Here is a 19,981-nt window from a genome sequence, read left to right as displayed (position 1 = left end):
GAGATATGGGTATGAAGAAAATATTTACTCTACTGATACTATTTTTTAGTATACTTTCTACGATAGCACAAGATGACTATACTTTGACTATAGATGGATACGTAGGACAAGGTAGATCAGGTTGTGGAAGTAATAGTAATGGTTTAAAGAGAATAATAGTACATTATGAAAGAGGTGCTCCCAGAACAATTCATGATTTTGGACGCTATTTAAATCGGGATTTTGATTATACCGTAAATTTTAATGAATCCAATAAAATAGTTCGTCTGGAGTTTAGATCGACTTCGAGAGATAGAAATAGTTTTGGAGATTGTAGTCGTAGCTACCATGATACAAAATTTATTGATGTTTCTACTCCTTGCTTTGCTAGACGTTATCAAAAAGACGATTTTTTAGAAAGAAGGTTTAGAAGGGGAAATATGTTTATTACCATAGAACCCAATATAGATATCTCTTTTGTAGATGGAACCCCTGCTACTTCTATTAATAGTATATGTATAGGTTCTGATATCGATATTACGACGAATCCTGATAACCTTCCTGTTGATGCTTATGATTGGGAGTTTTTTGATACTGTAACACTAATACAGCAACAGACAGCTGCATACCGAAGTTTGGTTAGAGCAGTAGAAAGAGCACAACAAACATTGGATTCATGCCCTCCTGGGTTTAATGAATGTAGAGGTCGAGCTCAATATGCCTTAGATCAGGCAAGAGCTGCTTTAAACGCGTATACAGGGCCACAAGAAGAAATAGTGCCAATAAATAGATGGGTTACACTAACATCTTTTAGAAGAAACCCTAGTATATCGCTTGGATTAGAGGATATGTTTGATAATGTTATAGATCCATTAGATCCAAGTGGATTACCAATTCGAGAAAAAGCTATAGGAAAACCTATTAATATTAGATTGAACACTGATTTTGCTTGCGGTCCATTATTTAGTAAAGAAACCAATGTAGTTACGGTACAATATCTTCCTGCTGCACCATCAATATCCACAACACCAAGTGTAGAACAACCAACATGTTCGTATTCTGATGATGCAGGATTTACAATACCTTTTGATCGTACTATATATAGTGGAGAAGTATTAAGTATTAGTTTGAAGAAATTAGCAGAAGGACAGACAGCTCTTCCGAATCCTAAAACACCAGCACAAGAAGCATTAACACAAAATCAATATTTAGCCCTTGTAAATTCCAGATATAGGATTGATGCTGGGAATAATACAGGAATTACAAATACACATCCTAGATTTAATACTTCTACTAATACCTATCGATGGAGTGGTAATCTTACACAAGGACAATATGCTATCGAAATTTCGGGAAGCAGAACCGCGAACGGAAGTTTACTTCCTTTATGTGAATTATTTCATTATTTCTTTGAAGTCAGAGCTCCAGAACGAGTACGATTTACAGCTACACCAGCTCAGGATGAAACCTGCTTTGATGAAAATGATGGTCAAATTAGAATTACCGCATCAGGAGGGTCTGGTACGTATCAATACAGCTTGAATAACGGAGCAACTTGGAACACATTACCAAGGACTCCTCATGTAGTTCAAAATTTATCCCCTCAGACATATAATGTTAAAGTAAGAGATTCCAGAGGATGTCTTGATAAAGAGAATGCATCTGATCGAGATGAAAGTATTTCTGTACTTATACAGGAAATGGATCCTATAACACACACTATTGCTGTCAATGGTATTATACAACCAAGTGCTCCGAGAGCGAGAGATGGGATGATTCGTATACAAAGTGTTGTAGGAGGGGTTCCAATCACAGGAAGTGGTCCTGCATATTATAATTATGAAGTATTGATTAATGGCTCAGCGACTAATACAATAATAGGAAGGGCTTTTCCTGGAGGATATGATATTGAAGACCTCCCGGCAGGAAATCATCAAATTAGATATACTGGTGCAGCCACATGTACGATAAATCCTGTAATTAGTTTACCAACCATAACAGATCCACAGCCAGTAACATTTAGAGTTCAAAAAGAAGACCCAAGTTGTTCTGATGCAAGGGATGGAATACTTACCGCGATTGATATTGAAGGAGGGTATCCTCCTTACAGAATTCAATGGAGAGCACAAGGCGCTGCGAGTTATGTTTCAAGAAATCCTTTTGAAGCAGGGCAAGGTACTTATGAAGTACTGGTTACAGATAATAGATCAGGGAGAGCAGAGCAAACTAATATTCAGTTTGATAATGTACCACTACCGATCTCAATTACCAATATAGATATAGAACCAATAACATGTTATGGGGAACAGTCTAGAGTAACTATCACAGCTACAGGAGGAGGAACTGGTACATACCAATATGCACTTTGGACGGGACCAACAACGACCTGGCAGGACGGTAATGTATTTGCTTTAGATGCAAATACAACCACAGGATACCTATTTAGAGTAAGAGATAGAGTTGCTAATGATTGTTTATCTGAAATTTCAGATAGACGCTTTATAAGTCAGCCTTCAGAGATTAGAATTACTCCTGATAATGTAGTTCAAAATAATATTTTTGGAGATAATGAGGGAGAAATAGAGATTAGTATTGTTGGAGGAAACCCAGGATATACTGTACGTTGGGAAAGAAATGGAACTCCTATTGCAGATACGGGTGTATCTATTTCATCTTTGATTGCGGGTAATTATGTAGCAATAGTGAGAGATGTAAGTGATTGTGAAGTGAGTTCATCAGGAATTGAGATTACACAACCCGATAGACTTTTAGTATCTATTGAAGAAACAAACCCTATTCAATGTTTTGAAGGAAGAGGAACCTTATCTGCAGTCGTGAACGGAGGATCAAATACGTATACTTATCAATGGTTTAGAGACGGAGCAATAATTGATGGAGAAACATCGAGGGTATTTAATAATGTTCAACAAGGAAATTATAGTGTACGTGTAGAGGATGGGTTTACATTTAACAATGCGAGTGTTACGTTTACAGAGCCTGATGTTTTAAGTTTGTCAATTACAAGAGGAGATAATATTTCTTGCTATAATGGAAGTAATGGAAGAATTGTTCTAAATCCACAAGGAGGAACCAGACCTTATTCCTTTTCTATAGATAATCGATTAACTTATATTTCAGAGGATGACCTTACTGATTTTACAATAGAAAATTTGATATCAGGAGATTATGAAGTCTGGTTAAGAGATGCGAATAATTGTGAAATAACAACTCCGCAATCGATAACACTTACACAACCAGAGGAAATTGTGATCACCCCGGTTACTATATCCCCGGCAACAACTATTGGAGGTTCTGATGGGAGTTTGGTTATTGAAGTTACAGGAGGTACTGGCGATTATCGTTATGTATGGACAAAAGAAAACGATGCTACTTTTAACAGAACGACAAAAGATATTGATAACCTATCAATTGGAGCTTATACCGTTGTAGTAACAGATGATAATGATTGTACAGAAAACAGGACATTTAGGGTTATAGAACCTGATCCAATGGTAGTACGTATAGAAATTGATAATCCCATTTTGTGCCATGGAGATAGTCTGGGAGAACTTCGAGCAATTGTTACTGGTGGTTTTCCTATTGTATCTGTTCCTTCTGATTTCGAATACCAATGGTATCGCATAGAAGGTACTACAGTGACTCCAATAAATACAGATTTGTCCCTCAATAGTATAGATAATCTTCCAGCAGGAATATATAGAGTAGTGAGTACCGATATAACAGGAGTAAGTGATGAAACAACAATTGAAATTACTCAACCAGAAGATTTAGTGGTTACCCTTTCAAGTCCCCCAACGCAGATACTTTGTTATGGAGAAGACACAGGAACCATTGATATAACGGTTACAGGTGGTCCTGTTGATGAAGATACAGGAGAATATCTTCCTTATACATTTAGGTGGACAAAAGTAGAAGACGCTGATTTTCAATCTTCAACAGAAGATCTGAGAAATATAACAGCAGGAACTTATGAGGTTGTTGTTATCGATGATAATTTGTGTACAACGTCTCTTAGTGAACCTGTTGTAATAGGACAACCAGATGCAGCATTAGAAATATATGATGTTATTCCGGTTAACTTAACAGGGTTCAAAACAGGAAACGGAAGTATATCTCTCGAGGTAAGAGGAGGAACGGCGCCATACAGATATTCCTGGACAGATTCAGAAGATGTTACATATACAGCTTCTACCCAGGATATCGATAACCTATCTATTGGGATATATACTTTAGAAGTTACAGATGAGAATGATTGTACAACAACGGTTACTCGAGAGATAACAGAACCTAATCAGCTTATTGTTGAAATTATACCAATTTCTGAAGATGAAGGAGTGCAATGTTTTGGAGAAGAGACCGTAATTCCTTTGAGTACAACAACGCAGGGTGGTATTGGGGCATATACTTATGAATGGTTTGAGCAAGGAGAGCCAACTGAAGTGATTTTCACAACTCCTGTTACAACCAGAGTCAGAGCAGGTATATATACTGTTGTAGTAACAGATGAAAACGGTAATACAGATGATTATGTCTATGAAGTAATAGAACCAGAAATACTATCTATCATAGAGAATGTAGATAATGTAGTTTGTAGAGGAGATGCTAATGGTAGTATAGATATTAGCGTTTCTGGCGGAGTAGCACCTTACTCATATCGATGGAGTAATGGACAAGTAACAGAAGATTTATCTTCATTAAGAGCGGGGAATTATATCGTAACAATCACAGATGCAAATAATTGCCAACTCCAAAGAGAAATTGAAGTAACTCAACCACCACGATTATTTGTGAATGGAGCTATAGTTAGAATACCACCTTCTTCTAGTGGGGCAAGAGATGGAAGTATAACGGTTACTATTGGAGGAGGAGTACCTTCTTATATTTATGAATGGAGAAATTTTAGTAATGAACTACAATCTTCAACAACCAATGTTCTTAGTAATATTGGAGTAGAAGGGTATTCTTTAACCGTTAGAGATGCTAATGGGTGTGTCTTATTTATTGATAATGTAGATCTATTTGAACCTCCGGTTTTACAAGTTAATATAGAACACGTAAATGTAATTGCTTGTTTCGGAGATTCCTCTGGTAGTTTGAGCGCTATTGTAGAAGGAGGAGTACCTTTTAATGCAGCAAAACAATATAATTACCAGTGGTTCAACGCAGAAGATAATACTCCAATTGGTCTGGATCGATTTTTACTAGAAGGAATTCTTGCAGGGGAGTATTATGTAATAGTTTCAGATGCGGCAGGAACAGATGTAACCAGTGCTACATTTCGATTAACACAACCAGATGTTTTAAGTGTGAATTTTGATACAGATTATGTGAATTGTGGTGATGGTAATGATTGGACAATAATTCCTCAAATAAATGGAGGAACAGGTCCATTTAGTTATTTATGGAGTACTGGAAATACAACAAACCGTTTAGAAAATATTGTTGCAGGGACATACAGTGTAGAAATTACAGATCTAAGAGGATGTAGTATAACAGAAGAAGTTACTGTTAACGTACCAGAACCATTAATAATTACTGAAACATTAACAGTCCCAACGTGTTATAGTGGATGTGATGGAATAATTAATATCAGTGTACAAGGAGGAGCTACTCCTTATACATATCTGTGGAGTAATGGCAGTACAACAGAAGATTTAACAGTAGTATGTGCGGGGACGTATGATGTTATTGTGACCGATGTCAAAGGCTGTGAGATGAGAAGAGAGATTATCCTAAGCAACCCAGATGAATTAATTGTAAATCTAGGGGAAGACATTACTTTATGTTTTGAGCAAACCATAGTATTAAATGCAACTATAAATGATCCAAACGCCAATTATCAATGGACGTCAATAAATGGTTTTACCAGTAATCAACCAACAATTGAGGTTAGTGAAGCAGGTATTTATGATGTTCTGGTTACTGACGCTAAAGGGTGTGAAGCATCTGATAGTATTTTTATAGATACTACTACCGAAGTTATCTCTGCAAATTTCATTGCTTCAACTCAAGTATTTGTTGGAGAAAAATTTGTTATAGTGGACAATAGTGATCCTATACCTGATACTTTAGATTGGATATTCCCAGAGGAAGCAGAAGTTACCTATGAAGATGATAATTATGCAGAGTTGATTTTTGAGACACCTGGAGAATATGAGATTATGCTACAGACGTATAGAGGATTGTGTACAGCTACAACGACAAAAACTGTGATTGTTGTAGAAAAGGAAATCGATGGAGAAGGAGGAGAAGGTGATGAGGATAGTGTCGATATCCAAAGCTCGATTGATTATCTAGTATATCCAAACCCTACAACTACCGGAAGATTTACAGTAGATGTGAATTTATCAAAATCACAACCAATCAACTTAAAGATTTTTAATATAGTTAATAATACGCTTATAGATTCTAGAGCCGGTGATGGAAACGAAGAATATACTTTTGAATATGATATGTCTGTATTACCCTCAGGGATATATTTCATTTTATTAGAAACATCTTCAGCAAGTCAAGTTAGAAAACTAATTATTGAATAGTAAGAATAGAATCATTTTTAAAATAATAATATTCGGTACAAAGAACAAATCAAATAATTTTTTTATAAATCTCTTAAAACCTAAAGCATGAGAAAATTTTTATTATTGATGTTATTCATCGCATGTAACACATTTGCACAAGATTATCAATTGATAGTAAGTGGATATATTGGCTCGGGGCCATCTTCTTGCGGTTCTAATAATAATGGTTTAAAATGGATAAAAGCCATATTCGATGATGGGTCAGAAGACTTTTTGTTTAATCAGCCAGGAGGTCAGTTTAGAAATAGAACATATTCTTTTTCTCAGGTATATAGTGAAAATAAACGTTTAGTGGGAGTAAAGTTTAGATCTGTTTCCAGAAGGAGAAGCAGTTTCGGGAGTTGTAGAAGTTCTAGGTCAAGTGAAAAGTTGGTAAATGTAAGTTCTCCATCGTTTCACCAGGTTTTTACAAAAAATGAAATTTATGAAAGTAGAATAAATAATGGTTCTGCAACAATAACTGTTGTTCAAACTACAAATGCCATTAGATCAAATCAAAGTATTCTTTTACTTGAAAAAAATGAAAATATATTGAGTAATCAACGTGATAAAGAATCAAAATTATTTAAAACATCAATGTATCCGAACCCATCTCTGGATGGTAAGTTTAGTATTAATATTTCTTCAAAAGAACTAACTCCTGTAGTAGTTCAAATCTTTGATTTGTTAGATAGGAGAAAAGTATTTGAAGAGGTGAAATCAGGAAATACAGAATATGTTTTCGAATTCAATTCTTATCCTCTAAAATCTGGTTTTTATTTGGTTCAAGTTGAATCAGGTGGAAAAAAACAATTGAAAAAACTCATTATAGAATAGTATAATTTAAAATTCGTAGCTTCCAAACCTCACGGGTTTTAAAAATCTGTGAGGTTATTATGTATTGAAACTCACATCATAGATCTTTAAAAAGCTAAAGTTCTCTAACCCAAATATTACGATACTGCACCAAATTACTATGATCCTGTAATTTAATAGGTCCTTTATTATGAGCTTCATTTTTTGGAGGACCAATATATTCTGTAGATCCAAGAATCTCTACATGATCTTGTACCAACACACCATTATGAATTACAGTAAATGTACCTGATTTTGTTTTTTTACCCTCTGTATTAAATTCTGGAGCATGAAAAATAATATCATAAGTTTGCCATTGATCAGGAGCTTTTGTTGCATTTACCAATGGGATATGCTGTTTGTAAACAGCAGTTGCCTGACCATTAGCATAGGTTCTGTTCTGATAACTATCTAAGATTTGCACTTCGTATTTGTTTTGAAAAAATACTCCACTATTGCCGCGTCCCTGACCTTCACCTTGAATAACATCTGGAGCACTCCATTCTAAGTGTAACTGAATACTACCATAATTTTTCTTAGTTTGGATATCTCCGGTTCCTGGTTTTACGGTCATTGTTTTATCAGTATTAAGGGTCCATGCGGCTGCAGTAGAATCTTTGGCAGACATCCAGGCTTCAAGATTAGAACCATCAAATAATACAGTAGCATCAGACGGAATATTGTTATCATTAAAAGAAATAACTTTTGGTTCAGGTTCCCAAACTTCGGTTTCTTTAGGATCAGTAATTTCCTTTTTTGGTGTTTCTACGATTTCTTCTTTTTTGCTATCATTTTCTACTTTATCTTCAACAATAATGGTATCTGCTTTTTTGTTACATGATAATGTTATTACAAGTACCCAAAGGAGGTAGATTAATTTTTTCATTGTGGTGCGGGTTTTTGTTGGTTATAATCCTAATATCTTTTTTAGTTGATCTTTATCGATAGCTGCTCCAGCAAAATCATCAAATGCTTTCTGAGTAGCTTCTATAATATGATCTTGAATAAATATAGCTCCCTCTCGAGCTCCTTGTCCAGGAGATTTAATACAACATTCCCATTCCATTACTGCCCAAACATCACATCCATATTGTGTAAGCTTGGAGAATATGGTTTTAAAATCTATTTGTCCATCTCCTAAAGAACGATATCGTCCAGCACGGTCAACCCAGTCACTATATCCTCCAAAAGCTCCTTTTTTTCCGGTAGGGTTAAACTCAGAATCTTTTACGTGAAATGATTTAATAAATTCATGATAGTGATCTATGTATTCAATATAATCTAATTGCTGTAAAACGAAATGACTTGGATCATAAAGGATATTTACACGTTTGTGATTTCCTGTAGCTTCCAGAAAACGTTCAAAAGTAATTCCATCATGAAGATCTTCACCTGGATGAATCTCATAGCAAACATCAACACCCTCTTGGTCAAAATGATTTAATATAGGTAGCCATCGTTTAGCTAATTCTTCGAACCCCATTTCGACCAAACCGGGAGGTCTCTGTGGCCATGGATGCATAGTATGCCAAAGCAAAGCTCCCGAAAACGTAGCGTGAGCATTTATACCCAGCCTTCGACTGGCGGTAGCTGCATTTTTTACTTGTTGTACTGCCCATTCAGTTCTTTTCTTAGGATTGTTTTTACAATCATCAGGTGCAAAATTATCAAACATTAAATCATAAGCAGGATGTACAGCTACCAATTGTCCCTGCAAATGGGTAGAAAGTTCGGTTATTTCTAATCCGTAATTGGCAATTTGTCCTTTTAACTCATCACAATAAGTTTGACTCTCAGCGGCTTTGTCTAGATCGATAAGTCGTGTTTCCCATGTAGGAATCTGGATCCCCTTATAGCCTAAATCTGATGCCCATTTACATAATCCATCTAAAGAATTAAAAGGAGCTTTATCGTCCATAAATTGTGCTAGAAATACAGCAGGACCTTTGATTGTTTTCATGTTGTTACATTTTTATCCAACGTGCATTATTTTGACTACTCTCAACAGCAGCATAAATAAACTTCATTCCTCGTACACCATCTTTGGCAGTAGGGAAATCATGTTGTGCAGAGGGTTGTTTTTCTTTGGTTAATAAGAGTTCTTTGGCAAAACTTCTATATATGGTAGCGAAGCCTTCAAGGTATCCTTCAGGGTGTCCTGCAGGAATACGTACATAATCAGAAGATTCGGGATATCCACCGTTACCTCCTGGAGTGAATACTTGTTTAGGTTGATCCAACCAACGTACTACCAATTCATTTGGGTTTTCCTGATACCATTCGATACTACCTTTGGTACCATAAATTTTTACTCCGAGATTATTTTCTTCCCCAGTAGCAATCTGAGAGAATGTCATTATTCCTTTTGCTCCGTTTGCAAATCGTAAAAGGACATTGCCATCATCATCAAGGGTTCTACCTTCTCCAAAAGCAGAAAGATCCGCGGCAAGTTCTGTAATTTGTGTTCCGGTGATGTATTCAACCAGATTTTCTGCATGAGTTCCAATATCTCCAAGAGCTCCACCAATACCAGATCGCTTAGGGTCGACACGCCAGGCTGCTTGTTTATGATCTGTTTTTTCTACGGCAGTAGAGAGCCATCCTTGCAAATATTGTACATTGATTTTACGAATAGTTCCCAAATCACCTTTAGCAATCATAGCTTTGGCTTGTTTAACCATAGGATACCCTGTATAGTTATGAGTTAACGCAAAAACTTTTCCAGATGCAGCTATAATTTTTTCAAGTTCAACAGCTTCCTCCAGGGTTAAGGTCATAGGTTTATCACAAATTACATGAAAACCGTGCTCAAGAGCCATTTTTGCAGGAGGAAAATGCATGTGATTGGGAGTAACGATCGCTACAAAATCCATGCGTTCATCTTCTGGTAGTTTAGCTTCTTCTTTGATCATTTGCTCAAAACTACCATAAGCTCTATTTTTTGATATTCCGATAGCTTCTGCAGAAGTTATACTTTTTTCTTCACTACTAGAAAAAGCTCCACAAACTAATGATATCATTCCGTCGATACCTGCAGCTTTTCTATGGACATCACCGATAAAGGAACCGATTCCTCCACCTACCATTCCCATTTTTAATTTTTTATTCATTTACGTTATTGTTGGTGTAATAAATAATTTTCCTATTTTTTATGTAATAAGATATTCACTCTAATATTACATGATTTTGAATACGAAAAATACAAAATATGGTATTAAAAGAAACGAACTAAATGTCTCATTTTATAGCTTAATTGGTTTATTTTTCATGATCTAATTGAGGTACTCTTCTTGATTCTAATTTTTTACGAGTGAAAAAAAGTATAGCAAATAATAGTATTAACAATAATGGAAAGAATACTATATTGCCTAAAGTCGCTTGTCCTGCCACAAGTTCAGCTGATTCTGGCGTCATTCCAGAAGAAAGTGCTTTTGCCCTTTCAGTATCTAACCAGGAACCTATAACTGGTTGCCATATTCCGGTGGCAAACATTCCTGCTCCACCTACTATTGACATGCCTAAAGCTCCAGATTTAGGAATATATTCACTTACAAATCCTATCATAGTTGGCCAGAAATACATAACTCCAATGGCGAATAAAATAGCAGAAATATAAACCATTGATCCTGTAGCATTTGACATTAGGTAAATAGCAATAGTGGCTATTATAGATGAAAACCAAAGAACTCCCGTGGGATTAAGTTTATGAATTACAGGACCAGCAAAATAACGTCCTACGGCCATTAATCCAGTTACCATCGCTAAAATAAGCATAGGACTGGCACCAGAACTCCCCAAAATACGTTCTACCCATTGCTGGGTTCCCAATTCTGTAGTTGCTGTAAGTGTCATACATATAGCAATGAAAACGAATAAAGGGGTAAATAAGTTTTTAATATTCACTGAAGTATCGGATACAATATTTTCATTTTTAGGAAAAGTCAATTTGAAAAACATAACTCCATATAGTAAAGTAGGAATTAGCATTAATGCAATTTGTAATTGCCATCCTAAATTGATATCGGTCATAAATTTTGAGGCTAAAGCACCAATAACAATACCTCCTGGAAACCAAACATGAAATTTATTGAGCATTGTAGTTCTGTTTTTGGTATACATGTCTGCAATTAAGGGATTACATGCAGCTTCAACAGATCCATTTGCAAAACCTATAAATAGTGTAGAAATCAATAGCCCCCAAAATCCACTTGCAAAAATTGTAAGTAGTAATCCTGCAAGGTGTGAGATAAAAGCAATTATCATTAATTTTCTTGGACCTAAACTATTGTACACCAAACCTCCAAAAATAGTTGCAATAGGAAACCCCCAAAAAGCCATACTATTTACAAATCCCAATTGTGTATCAGATAAACGAAATTCTGTTCCTAATTGTGCCAAAATACCTGCGCGAATTGCGAAAGTCATTGCCGTAACTACAAGAGCAATGCAACTCGCCGTAAAAAGCTGCGTTTTATTAATTGTACTCATATCTTAGTTAAGGTTTTTGGACGCATTGATTAATAAATCACGAGTCGCAGTAATACCTTCAATTTCACCAAGACGTTCTCCTTCATATTCAACTCCTATAAAACCAGTATATTCAGCTTTTTTTATAATCTCCAGCATTTTTCTATAATCGATTGTAGTTTCATTACCTTCACTATCAAAATCATAAGATTTTGCACTTACTGCTTTAGCATGAGGCATCATTTCTTCTACACCCTGATATTTAGGATATTCTTTAATACAACTCGTACTCCAACGTTCACCGTCTTTACGCTCTAAACAAAAATTACCAAAATCAGGTAATGTACCACAATTGGGTTTATTAACTTTTTGCATTACTTCTGCTAACATAGCCGCGTTAGAAGATAGGTATCCATGATTTTCTACAATAACATTAACATTTTTGGATGCAGCATATTCTGAAAGTTTAACTAGACCATGAACAGATACCTTTACCCATTTTTCTGGATCATTAGTGCCAAATAGATTCACGCGAATAGAATGACAACCCAAAAATTGTGCTGCATCTACCCATTTCTTGTGATTTTCTACGGTTTCATTTTGTTCTTTTTCATCAAGAACTGCTAGGTCTCCCTCACCATCAACCATAATGATTAGATTTTGAATATTAAATTCCTCACTTTTTGATTTTAAAGTTTCCAAAAGTTGTTGCATCGCTTTTTCTGGATTTGGGTCACTTTTAAGATCTTCTTTATATAACTGACTAACATATTCTATCCCCTCAAAACCTAATTCACTTGCTTTTTGAGCAAAATCCTTAGGATCCATTTCTCCTGATTTGATAGCTTTATGTAATGACCATTGTGCTAGTGATAATTTGAAAAAGGGTTTGGATTCTTGTGATGAAACTTCCATAGTGGTGGATTCTTCTTCTTTTTGAGTTTCTGTATTTTCTGAAGTATTTTGTTTGCATGAGCTTAGGATCATAAATACGATAAGCCCTTTTAAGATGGTGTGTTGCATGAATTGTGGTTTAAAGTCTCATGATTAAAGAGACCAGGCTTTGCCTTTGGTTAATTTTTCTAGTGAGTCGCACCCAATTTGTTCTCCTGGTACAGGAGCATAAGCAAGTACATTCTCGCCAATTTCTTCTGTAGTTTTAAACCCCCAAATCGATAACCATCTCACAGCAGATAAGTAATTAAAGATGATTGCTTCTTTAGAAGCGTTACTTAAATCATCAGGATTTTTTACTTGCGACATTTCCTTTTGATATGCTTCTTGTTGTTCTTTAGAAGATCTAAGATATTTTGTTAGAAGAGCATCATATTCTTCGATCTTAATCTTTTTTACGGGTTTATCTTCATTTACTCCTAACGCTTTCATTACATAATCAGCAGTTTTCTTAAATATTTGAGCATCTTTTTCTTTTGCTACTGCATTCATATAACTGTCAATGAACATGGGGACATTTAATGATTTGGCTCCCGGAATATCAGTTTCTGGAATAATAAGATCGACAATTTGATCAAGTACTTTTGCTTCATCTTCAGAAAGCAATTTAGGTATCCATGTTAATTTTATTTCACTGGTACAACTTTGTAATATACTAAGCAGTGTAGGAGTAGCAACAATATAACCTGCTGATAACCCAATGTTTTTTAAGGCTTCTCTTCTGTTCATAATCTATAGAATTAAGCGTTTTCCTGAATTTGTTTTGCAGCATGTTCTGCTGCCCTTGCTGTAAACGCCATATATGTAAGTGATGGGTTTACACAACTAGCTGAGGTCATAAAAGATCCATCGGTTACATACACGTTTGGCACAGCATGAATTTGATTATGTTTATTAAGGACAGATGTCTTTGGATCATTACCCATTCTTGCAGTTCCCATTTCATGTATTCCTAATCCTATTCCTCCGATATCATCCCAAGGTCTTACATCTTCAAACCCAGCTTTTTTGAGCATGTCCATGGCCTGTTTAACCATATCTTTTCTCATTTCAAGTTCATTTTCTTTGAATTCTGCATCAAAAGTGACTGTAGGTAATCCCCATTCATCCAGTTTGTCATAATCCAAAGTCATTTTATTATCATGATATGGCAAACATTCACCAAATCCCTGTAATCCTATTTGCCATTTCCCGGGTTTTAATACGCTCTCTTTAAGTTCTGCTCCATAACCTAATTCTGCTATTGATTCTCTCCAATCATTTCTACTACCTCCTCCTTGATATCCATAGCCACGTTTGAATGTTTTTTGATCCGTTTCACCTCCAATATTTCTAAACCTGGGGATATAAATTCCGTTTGGTCTTCTTCCTTTATAGTATTTATCCTGATAATTATCAGTAACACCAAAAGCTCCAGCTTTAAAATGGTGATCCATAATATTATGGCCTAATTCTCCAGAATCATTCCCCATTCCGTTAGGGAAACGTTCTGATTTTGATTGCATTAGAATACTTGCAGATGCTATTGCAGAAGCACATAGGAATATAATTTTTGCTGTAAACTCTATAGTTTCTTTAGTTTCTGTATCAATTACTTTTACTCCAGTGGCTTTTCCTGTTACATCATCATATAATACTTGATGTACAATAGAGTTTGGACGCAAAGTCATGTTTCCTGTTCGTTCTGCCGCAGGAAGAGTAGAGGAATTACTACTAAAATAAGCGCCAAATGGGCAACCTCGCATACATCGATTTCGGAATTGACAATTCATCCGACCTTCAAAAGTCTTTGTCCCTGTGATGTGTGCTGTTCTACCAATAGTTAATAATCGGTCTTTGTAATTTTGGGAGATATTTGATTTTAAATGATCTTCTACGCAGTTTAGTTCCATTGGAGGTAGAAATTGGCCATCAGGTAATTGTTCTAATCCTAGTTTCTCACCACTGACTCCAATAAATTCTTCTACCTTATCATACCATGGCGCGATGTCTTTATATCGCACAGGCCAATCAACGGCAATATTTTCTTTTTTATTAGCTTCAAAATCTATGTCGCTCCATCGATAACTTTGTCGTCCCCACATAAGAGATCGACCACCAACTTGATATCCTCGTATCCAATCAAAACGCTTAGTTTCATTATAAGGATGTTTAAGATCGTTTACAAAAAAGTGGCTGTGTTCTTTATCGGTTACATACCCCGTGCGATGTTGTTTCTCTTGTTGTTTTACGTCTTCTCTAGATGGTCTACCTTTAAATTCTGAATCCCAGGGATCATTATTCATCGTAGTATAATCTTCGATATGTTTTACCATACGACCACGTTCCAGAACTAAGGTCTTTAGCCCTTTTTCACAGAGTTCTTTGGCGGCCCAACCGCCACTAATTCCTGTTCCTACGACGATTGCATCATATTGTGGTTCTTTTTCCATAAATTAACAGTTAGTGGGTAATTTTATTCTTCTAAAGTCCTAAACCATTCTGCCATTGCTCTGGCTTCTTCTTCGGGTATATTTTGATTAATCATTATTGTATTATTATAGGCTTTAAATAATGCTATGGCAACTGGATCTTTCTTTATCATCTCATCAGGATTCATGATCATATTCATTACCCATTCTGGGCTTCGTTTTTCATATATTCCTGCCATAGGAGGGCCTATCATTTTTTTACGAGCCTTGTGACAAGCTGTACATTTTGCTTTAAAAAGCTGAGCCCCTCGGTCAGAGAGTTCTGTATTAATTTGATCTTCAAAAGTTATAGATGATATTGGACCAATTCCTTTATTGTCAAGCATAACAGGAACAGTTGAAGTATTTTGAAGTCCGGTCTTTTTCTCTTCCTTTTTAGTACCTATAGTAATTGTTTCTTTAGTTGATTTCTTTTCTTTTGAACAACTAATAAAACAAAGGAAAAAAAGAGCACAAATACAGGAAATTAATGATGGTATATGTTTAAACATTTTTAAAATAGATTAGTATTGTGGTAATATTAAGTAAAGGGTATTTATATTTAGTATTCTTTAAAAAAGAAAAACTAAATATAAAAGATCATTTGTTTTTTAACATCATAATTAACGATTTATTAGCTTTGTAAAAGGATTAGTAATCTTTAATTCTACACCAAATGGTTTATTGATCAATTTTGATAAAACTCTGACGATATAAAAGGATGATCACAATTTAAAATCCTATTTTTTATTGATAATTATACTATTTATACATTCCCGACTCATCCAAATTTATCTCTGGGAGATGGAGCATATATATTATATTAAAATCTAGTTGAATAATTATTTTTCAAATCTATTGTTAAGATTTTATATTCTTTTTAACTCATTGTGCATTTTTTTGCATTAAATTGTCATCAAAACGTTTTTTGATAGATAATTAAGAGTGTGAATAAAGCATCATTTGAAAAAGTAATACCTCCTGAAGGTTCTTCTTTTAAAGCATTTTATTTTAAGGCACCTTTTATGCCTTATGGTGGGCGTTGGCATTTTCATCCCGAATTTGAGATTGTATATTTGCCTTCGGGTAAAGGAAGAAGGTTTATAGGTACTAAAATTAGTCAGTTTACTGACGGAGATTTGGTTTTGTTAGGACCCAATATTCCACATAATTGTTTTAATGTTGGTTTCGAGTCCGATAACTATGAGGAGTATGTGATCCAGTTTAATGGAGAAGATATAAAGGAAGCCAGTAAATTTTTTAAAGAATTTAATGGTATTGGAGAGCTATTAACAAAATCACAAGCAGGATTGAGTGTTAATAATAAAGAAAAGCATATCATAGGAGAGGAAATAAAACAAATGATAAATCTTCCTCCATTAGAAAAACTCCTTAAGTTGTTTAAGGTGTTACGACAGTTTGCTGAAGTTTCCTATGAAAGTTTACATGCTAGACAATATCTGTCACTTTCTGTGGTCAATACCGGAAGAGTGAAAGAAATATATGATATTATTCAGAATAATTATCAAACTAATATTTCTACTCGTCAGGTAGCAGAGAAAATAGGAATGACAGAGAGTTCTTTTTGTAGATTTTTTGTAAAAAGCACCGGTAAAACATTTAAACAGGCTGTGACAGAGGTTAGAATTCAAAATGCTTGTAATCTATTAGTTAATAGTGATGCTTCTATAGGTACTATTGCTTTTGATTGTGGTTTTAATAGTTTGTCTCTTTTTAATCGTTTGTTTAAACGAAATATAGATGATACTCCTAATAGTTATCGACAAAAGTATATAAATCACGTACAGGTCTCTTTTCCTAAAATAGCATAACTCAATATTTTTATATACCCTGAAAACAGGGTATTCTTTTTTCACGGAAAAAGGTGTTTGGTAATGGGGTAAGATAATTCAAATTTGTACTATCAATTTGAAATAAGAATTTATCCTAATCATTAACATCAAAAATTAATCATGAAAAAAGTAATTTTAAATCTTTCACTAGTAATAGCAATATTAGCAACAGTATCATGTAAGAATGAAGCAAAATCTGATGCTTCAACTTCTGAGGAAACTACTGAGACTACAGAAACTTCTGGAGATAGAAAAGAAGACAGTGCCGCTACAGAATCAGCAGATGGTGTTCCGAATTTTAGTGACGAAAAAGTTCAGGAATATGTGAACGCTTATGAAGCATATATTGCAGAATATAAAAAAGCAGTAGAAAGTAAAGATATGACAGCTTTTGCAGCACTTGGTGAGCAAGGACAAGAATTAGGACAGAAAGCTCAGGATGTAATGGGTAATCTTTCTGGAGATGATGTTAAAAAGTTAAATGATTATATGCAAGAAAAATCAACACAGTTGCAAGAACTGTCAAAGAAACTGATGCAGTAAGTTTAGTTAGTTACTATTTTAGTTAGTGGGTTGTATCAGCTAGGCCTCATTCTCAAAAAGAATGAGGCCTGATTTATTTCCTTTATTCTGTTTGTAGTTTGTTTTGGTCAAAAGAATTACCAATAGGAATAAATTCACCAGAAATCATTTCTACTGTTTCTGTACTGTATGATTTCATATGATGTCTATTGATGATAAATGATTTATGAATCCTCATAAAATGATTGGGGAGTTGCTCCATACTCTTTTTAAGACTTTGATAGACCGTAATTTTTTTACCATCAATAGTGATATAATTGACATAATTTCCCAATCCTTCAATATGAGTAATGTCCTTAGGTTGCACTCTATAGATACGTCGATTTGATTTTAGTTCGATAGTATTAGTTACCTGGGGTTCACTTTTTGCTTTTTCGATAAAATATAAATTCAATATATATACAGAAGAAACAAAGAAAACTGTACTATTAATTAATACTATTGACCTTACAATAAGTTTTACGCTCAATATTTGGGCAATATTAAATACCTCTTGGTCATCGAAGAAAAAATAAATAAAAAACCGTTGTGCAATGCCAGCAAAACAAAGTAAAACCATATAGGATACTACAAATTTTAAAAACTTCTTAGGCAATAAGAATTGCGGAATTAAATAGAGAATAGTAAAATACACCGCAAAAATTCTGATAGGAAGTAAAATAAACTCTAAATAAAAAGAGGATTTGTAGTCAACGCCCTTAACCCAAATAAAACCAAATAATATGTAGTATAAGATCCAGAATACAACCTGGATCATTATTTTCTTTTTTTCATCTAGTTTTTCAAACACGCTACAATAGGATCATTTAAAACCGCATTTTTAAATAAAATACAGTGGTTTTGGTATAAGTTCATAATTTCACTAGTCCCAAAAATATAAATTGCCCGTGAATATAAAACGCTAATACCACATATAAATCATGAAATATTTTATAAGCATTGTATGGATCTTTTTTCTAATTAATGGAATATATGCTCAAGAGTTAAAAAGAAGAGCATCTTTTGAAGCCAAAATATCTGGCCCAAATAGAAAAACTCCCGGAGCCGAAATAAAAGAAATCACGCCAAATTCTCCTTTGGATAAAGCAGGTTTTAAACCTGGAGATCTCATGATAAAAGTGAACGATAGATTGGTAGAGAATAATGAAGACTGGAGCGCAATACAATATGGAATAAGATCGGATGAAGAAGTTGTTATTGAAGCAAAAAGAGGAAATACAATACAAAGAAAAAAAGTAAAACTATCGGCTTTGCCAAAAGAGGATAATACCGGAGTAGATACTTTTTATGAAACTATTACCAGTGATTACGGAATTAAACAACGAATAATTATAACCAAACCTAAAGGTAATGCTAAGTTTCCTGCAATCTTTCTGGTACAGGGACTCAGTTGCTCGTCTGTAGAAAAATACTCTGGCAGAAGTAATAATTGGGTTAAACTTATTAAGAATCTTGCAGAAAAATCGAATATGGTTTTATTGCGTGTTGAGAAACCTGGAGTAGGAGATAGTGAGGGTGATTGTGGAAAGATTGATTTTTTGACAGAATTAAATGGGTATGAATCTGCTGTAAAATTTTTAAAATCCAAATCCTATGTAGATACAACAAAGATTATTGTTTATGGTAATAGTATGGGAAGTGCATTAGCTCCATATCTGGCCAATACATATGATCTTGCAGGGGTAATTTCTGATGGTACATTCTTCAAATCATGGTTTGAACATATGCTTGAAATTGAGAGAAGAATACTAGAAATAGAGGGTAAATCTCAAGAAGAGATTTATACACTGATGAATGAAGTATACATTCCATTATATTACGGTATGTTAATTGAAAAAAAGAGTTATAAAGAAATTTTGGATACAACTCCTTTATATAAAAAATATCATAGACAGGGATTATATCATATGTATGGCAGATCCATGCAATATTATCATCAAGTGCAAGATTTCAATTTTGCAGCGCAATGGGAAAAATTAAAAGTTCCAGTTAGAGTACGTTGGGGAACAAATGATTGGATAATGTCTGAAAAAGATAATGATATGATTATTGATGTTCTCAAAAAAGCTGGGCATAAGGACCATAAACTTTACAAGTATCCCAAATTGGATCATTGGTCGACGATTCATCCTGATTATAATGCCAGTTATCACTTTAAACCAGGAAAATGGGAAGAAAAAATTAGTCAACAAATTATAGATTGGGCATGGGGGATTATAAAATAGAGAAGTGTAACACTTTGTAAGTTAAGACATCTATATTT

Annotated in this window: 14 protein-coding genes; 5 read left to right on the top strand and 9 right to left on the bottom strand. The window is 34.5% G+C overall.

Annotated features, from left to right (window positions below):
• The first annotated feature begins 11 nt into the window (after positions 1-11).
• Complete coding sequence (locus PQF96_RS01160; RefSeq protein WP_271764812.1) at positions 12-6,536, top strand: T9SS type A sorting domain-containing protein; 6,525 nt, start codon at positions 12-14, stop codon at positions 6,534-6,536.
• Positions 6,537-6,623: 87 nt separating this feature from the next.
• On the top strand, positions 6,624-7,394 hold the full coding sequence (locus tag PQF96_RS01155; RefSeq protein ID WP_271764811.1) for a T9SS type A sorting domain-containing protein: 771 nt from the start codon (positions 6,624-6,626) through the stop codon (positions 7,392-7,394).
• Between the two features lie 94 nt (positions 7,395-7,488).
• Here the strand turns inward: PQF96_RS01155 and PQF96_RS01150 are convergent, their stop codons facing one another.
• The 8 genes from PQF96_RS01150 to PQF96_RS01115 form a co-directional block, all read right to left on the bottom strand.
• Positions 7,489-8,298 carry a 3-keto-disaccharide hydrolase gene (locus tag PQF96_RS01150; RefSeq protein ID WP_143917458.1) on the bottom strand — a complete coding sequence of 270 codons (810 nt, stop codon included), beginning with the start codon at positions 8,296-8,298 and terminating at the stop codon, positions 7,489-7,491.
• A 21-nt stretch (positions 8,299-8,319) separates the two neighbouring features.
• Complete coding sequence (locus tag PQF96_RS01145) at positions 8,320-9,372, bottom strand: sugar phosphate isomerase/epimerase family protein (RefSeq protein ID WP_271764810.1); 1,053 nt, start codon at positions 9,370-9,372, stop codon at positions 8,320-8,322.
• A gap of 4 nt (positions 9,373-9,376) precedes the next feature.
• Positions 9,377-10,522, bottom strand: a complete 1,146-nt coding sequence (locus tag PQF96_RS01140) for a Gfo/Idh/MocA family protein (protein WP_271764809.1) — start codon at positions 10,520-10,522, stop codon at positions 9,377-9,379.
• 148 nt (positions 10,523-10,670) lie between these two features.
• Complete coding sequence (locus PQF96_RS01135) at positions 10,671-11,900, bottom strand: MFS transporter (protein ID WP_271764808.1); 1,230 nt, start codon at positions 11,898-11,900, stop codon at positions 10,671-10,673.
• 3 nt (positions 11,901-11,903) lie between these two features.
• On the bottom strand, positions 11,904-12,902 hold the full coding sequence (locus PQF96_RS01130; protein WP_109436592.1) for a sugar phosphate isomerase/epimerase family protein: 999 nt from the start codon (positions 12,900-12,902) through the stop codon (positions 11,904-11,906).
• A 24-nt stretch (positions 12,903-12,926) separates the two neighbouring features.
• Positions 12,927-13,562, bottom strand: coding sequence for a gluconate 2-dehydrogenase subunit 3 family protein (locus tag PQF96_RS01125; RefSeq protein WP_271764807.1), 636 nt, complete (start codon positions 13,560-13,562; stop codon positions 12,927-12,929).
• Positions 13,563-13,573: 11 nt separating this feature from the next.
• Positions 13,574-15,265: a GMC oxidoreductase gene (locus PQF96_RS01120; RefSeq protein ID WP_271764806.1), complete on the bottom strand. Its 1,692-nt coding sequence runs from the start codon at positions 15,263-15,265 to the stop codon at positions 13,574-13,576.
• Positions 15,266-15,288: 23 nt separating this feature from the next.
• Positions 15,289-15,795 carry a cytochrome c gene (locus PQF96_RS01115; protein WP_109436595.1) on the bottom strand — a complete coding sequence of 169 codons (507 nt, stop codon included), beginning with the start codon at positions 15,793-15,795 and terminating at the stop codon, positions 15,289-15,291.
• A gap of 435 nt (positions 15,796-16,230) precedes the next feature.
• Between PQF96_RS01115 and PQF96_RS01110 the strand changes: the two genes are divergently transcribed.
• Positions 16,231-17,115 (top strand): AraC family transcriptional regulator, encoded by an 885-nt coding sequence (locus tag PQF96_RS01110; protein WP_271764805.1) that lies wholly within the window; start codon positions 16,231-16,233, stop codon positions 17,113-17,115.
• A gap of 141 nt (positions 17,116-17,256) precedes the next feature.
• The gene (locus PQF96_RS01105) at positions 17,257-17,679 is read left to right on the top strand and encodes a hypothetical protein (RefSeq protein WP_109436597.1); all 423 of its coding nucleotides are present in this window, start codon (positions 17,257-17,259) and stop codon (positions 17,677-17,679) included.
• Between the two features lie 82 nt (positions 17,680-17,761).
• Here the strand turns inward: PQF96_RS01105 and PQF96_RS01100 are convergent, their stop codons facing one another.
• Positions 17,762-18,475 carry a LytR/AlgR family response regulator transcription factor gene (locus PQF96_RS01100; protein ID WP_143917196.1) on the bottom strand — a complete coding sequence of 238 codons (714 nt, stop codon included), beginning with the start codon at positions 18,473-18,475 and terminating at the stop codon, positions 17,762-17,764.
• Between the two features lie 163 nt (positions 18,476-18,638).
• On the opposite strand from PQF96_RS01100, the gene PQF96_RS01095 reads away from it, so the two are divergent.
• Positions 18,639-19,943 (top strand): serine aminopeptidase domain-containing protein, encoded by a 1,305-nt coding sequence (locus PQF96_RS01095; RefSeq protein ID WP_271764804.1) that lies wholly within the window; start codon positions 18,639-18,641, stop codon positions 19,941-19,943.
• The last annotated feature ends 38 nt before the right edge of the window (positions 19,944-19,981 follow it).

It is taken from the genome of Aquimarina algiphila, assembly GCF_947494415.1.
GTDB classification, from domain to species: Bacteria; Bacteroidota; Bacteroidia; order Flavobacteriales; family Flavobacteriaceae; genus Aquimarina; species Aquimarina algiphila.
This window is presented reverse-complemented; position numbering and strand designations above follow the sequence as displayed.

Excerpts from the sequence above, each read along its gene's own strand:
- PQF96_RS01160 (WP_271764812.1), top strand. The coding sequence starts at position 12 with ATGAAGAAAATATTTACTCTACTGATACTATTTTTTAGTATACTTTCT.
- PQF96_RS01155 (WP_271764811.1), top strand. The coding sequence starts at position 6,624 with ATGAGAAAATTTTTATTATTGATGTTATTCATCGCATGTAACACATTT.
- PQF96_RS01150 (WP_143917458.1), bottom strand. The coding sequence starts at position 8,298 with ATGAAAAAATTAATCTACCTCCTTTGGGTACTTGTAATAACATTATCA.
- PQF96_RS01145 (WP_271764810.1), bottom strand. The coding sequence starts at position 9,372 with ATGAAAACAATCAAAGGTCCTGCTGTATTTCTAGCACAATTTATGGAC.
- PQF96_RS01140 (WP_271764809.1), bottom strand. The coding sequence starts at position 10,522 with ATGAATAAAAAATTAAAAATGGGAATGGTAGGTGGAGGAATCGGTTCC.
- PQF96_RS01135 (WP_271764808.1), bottom strand. The coding sequence starts at position 11,900 with ATGAGTACAATTAATAAAACGCAGCTTTTTACGGCGAGTTGCATTGCT.
- PQF96_RS01130 (WP_109436592.1), bottom strand. The coding sequence starts at position 12,902 with ATGCAACACACCATCTTAAAAGGGCTTATCGTATTTATGATCCTAAGC.
- PQF96_RS01125 (WP_271764807.1), bottom strand. The coding sequence starts at position 13,562 with ATGAACAGAAGAGAAGCCTTAAAAAACATTGGGTTATCAGCAGGTTAT.
- PQF96_RS01120 (WP_271764806.1), bottom strand. The coding sequence starts at position 15,265 with ATGGAAAAAGAACCACAATATGATGCAATCGTCGTAGGAACAGGAATT.
- PQF96_RS01115 (WP_109436595.1), bottom strand. The coding sequence starts at position 15,795 with ATGTTTAAACATATACCATCATTAATTTCCTGTATTTGTGCTCTTTTT.
- PQF96_RS01105 (WP_109436597.1), top strand. The coding sequence starts at position 17,257 with ATGAAAAAAGTAATTTTAAATCTTTCACTAGTAATAGCAATATTAGCA.
- PQF96_RS01100 (WP_143917196.1), bottom strand. The coding sequence starts at position 18,475 with ATGATCCAGGTTGTATTCTGGATCTTATACTACATATTATTTGGTTTT.
- PQF96_RS01095 (WP_271764804.1), top strand. The coding sequence starts at position 18,639 with ATGAAATATTTTATAAGCATTGTATGGATCTTTTTTCTAATTAATGGA.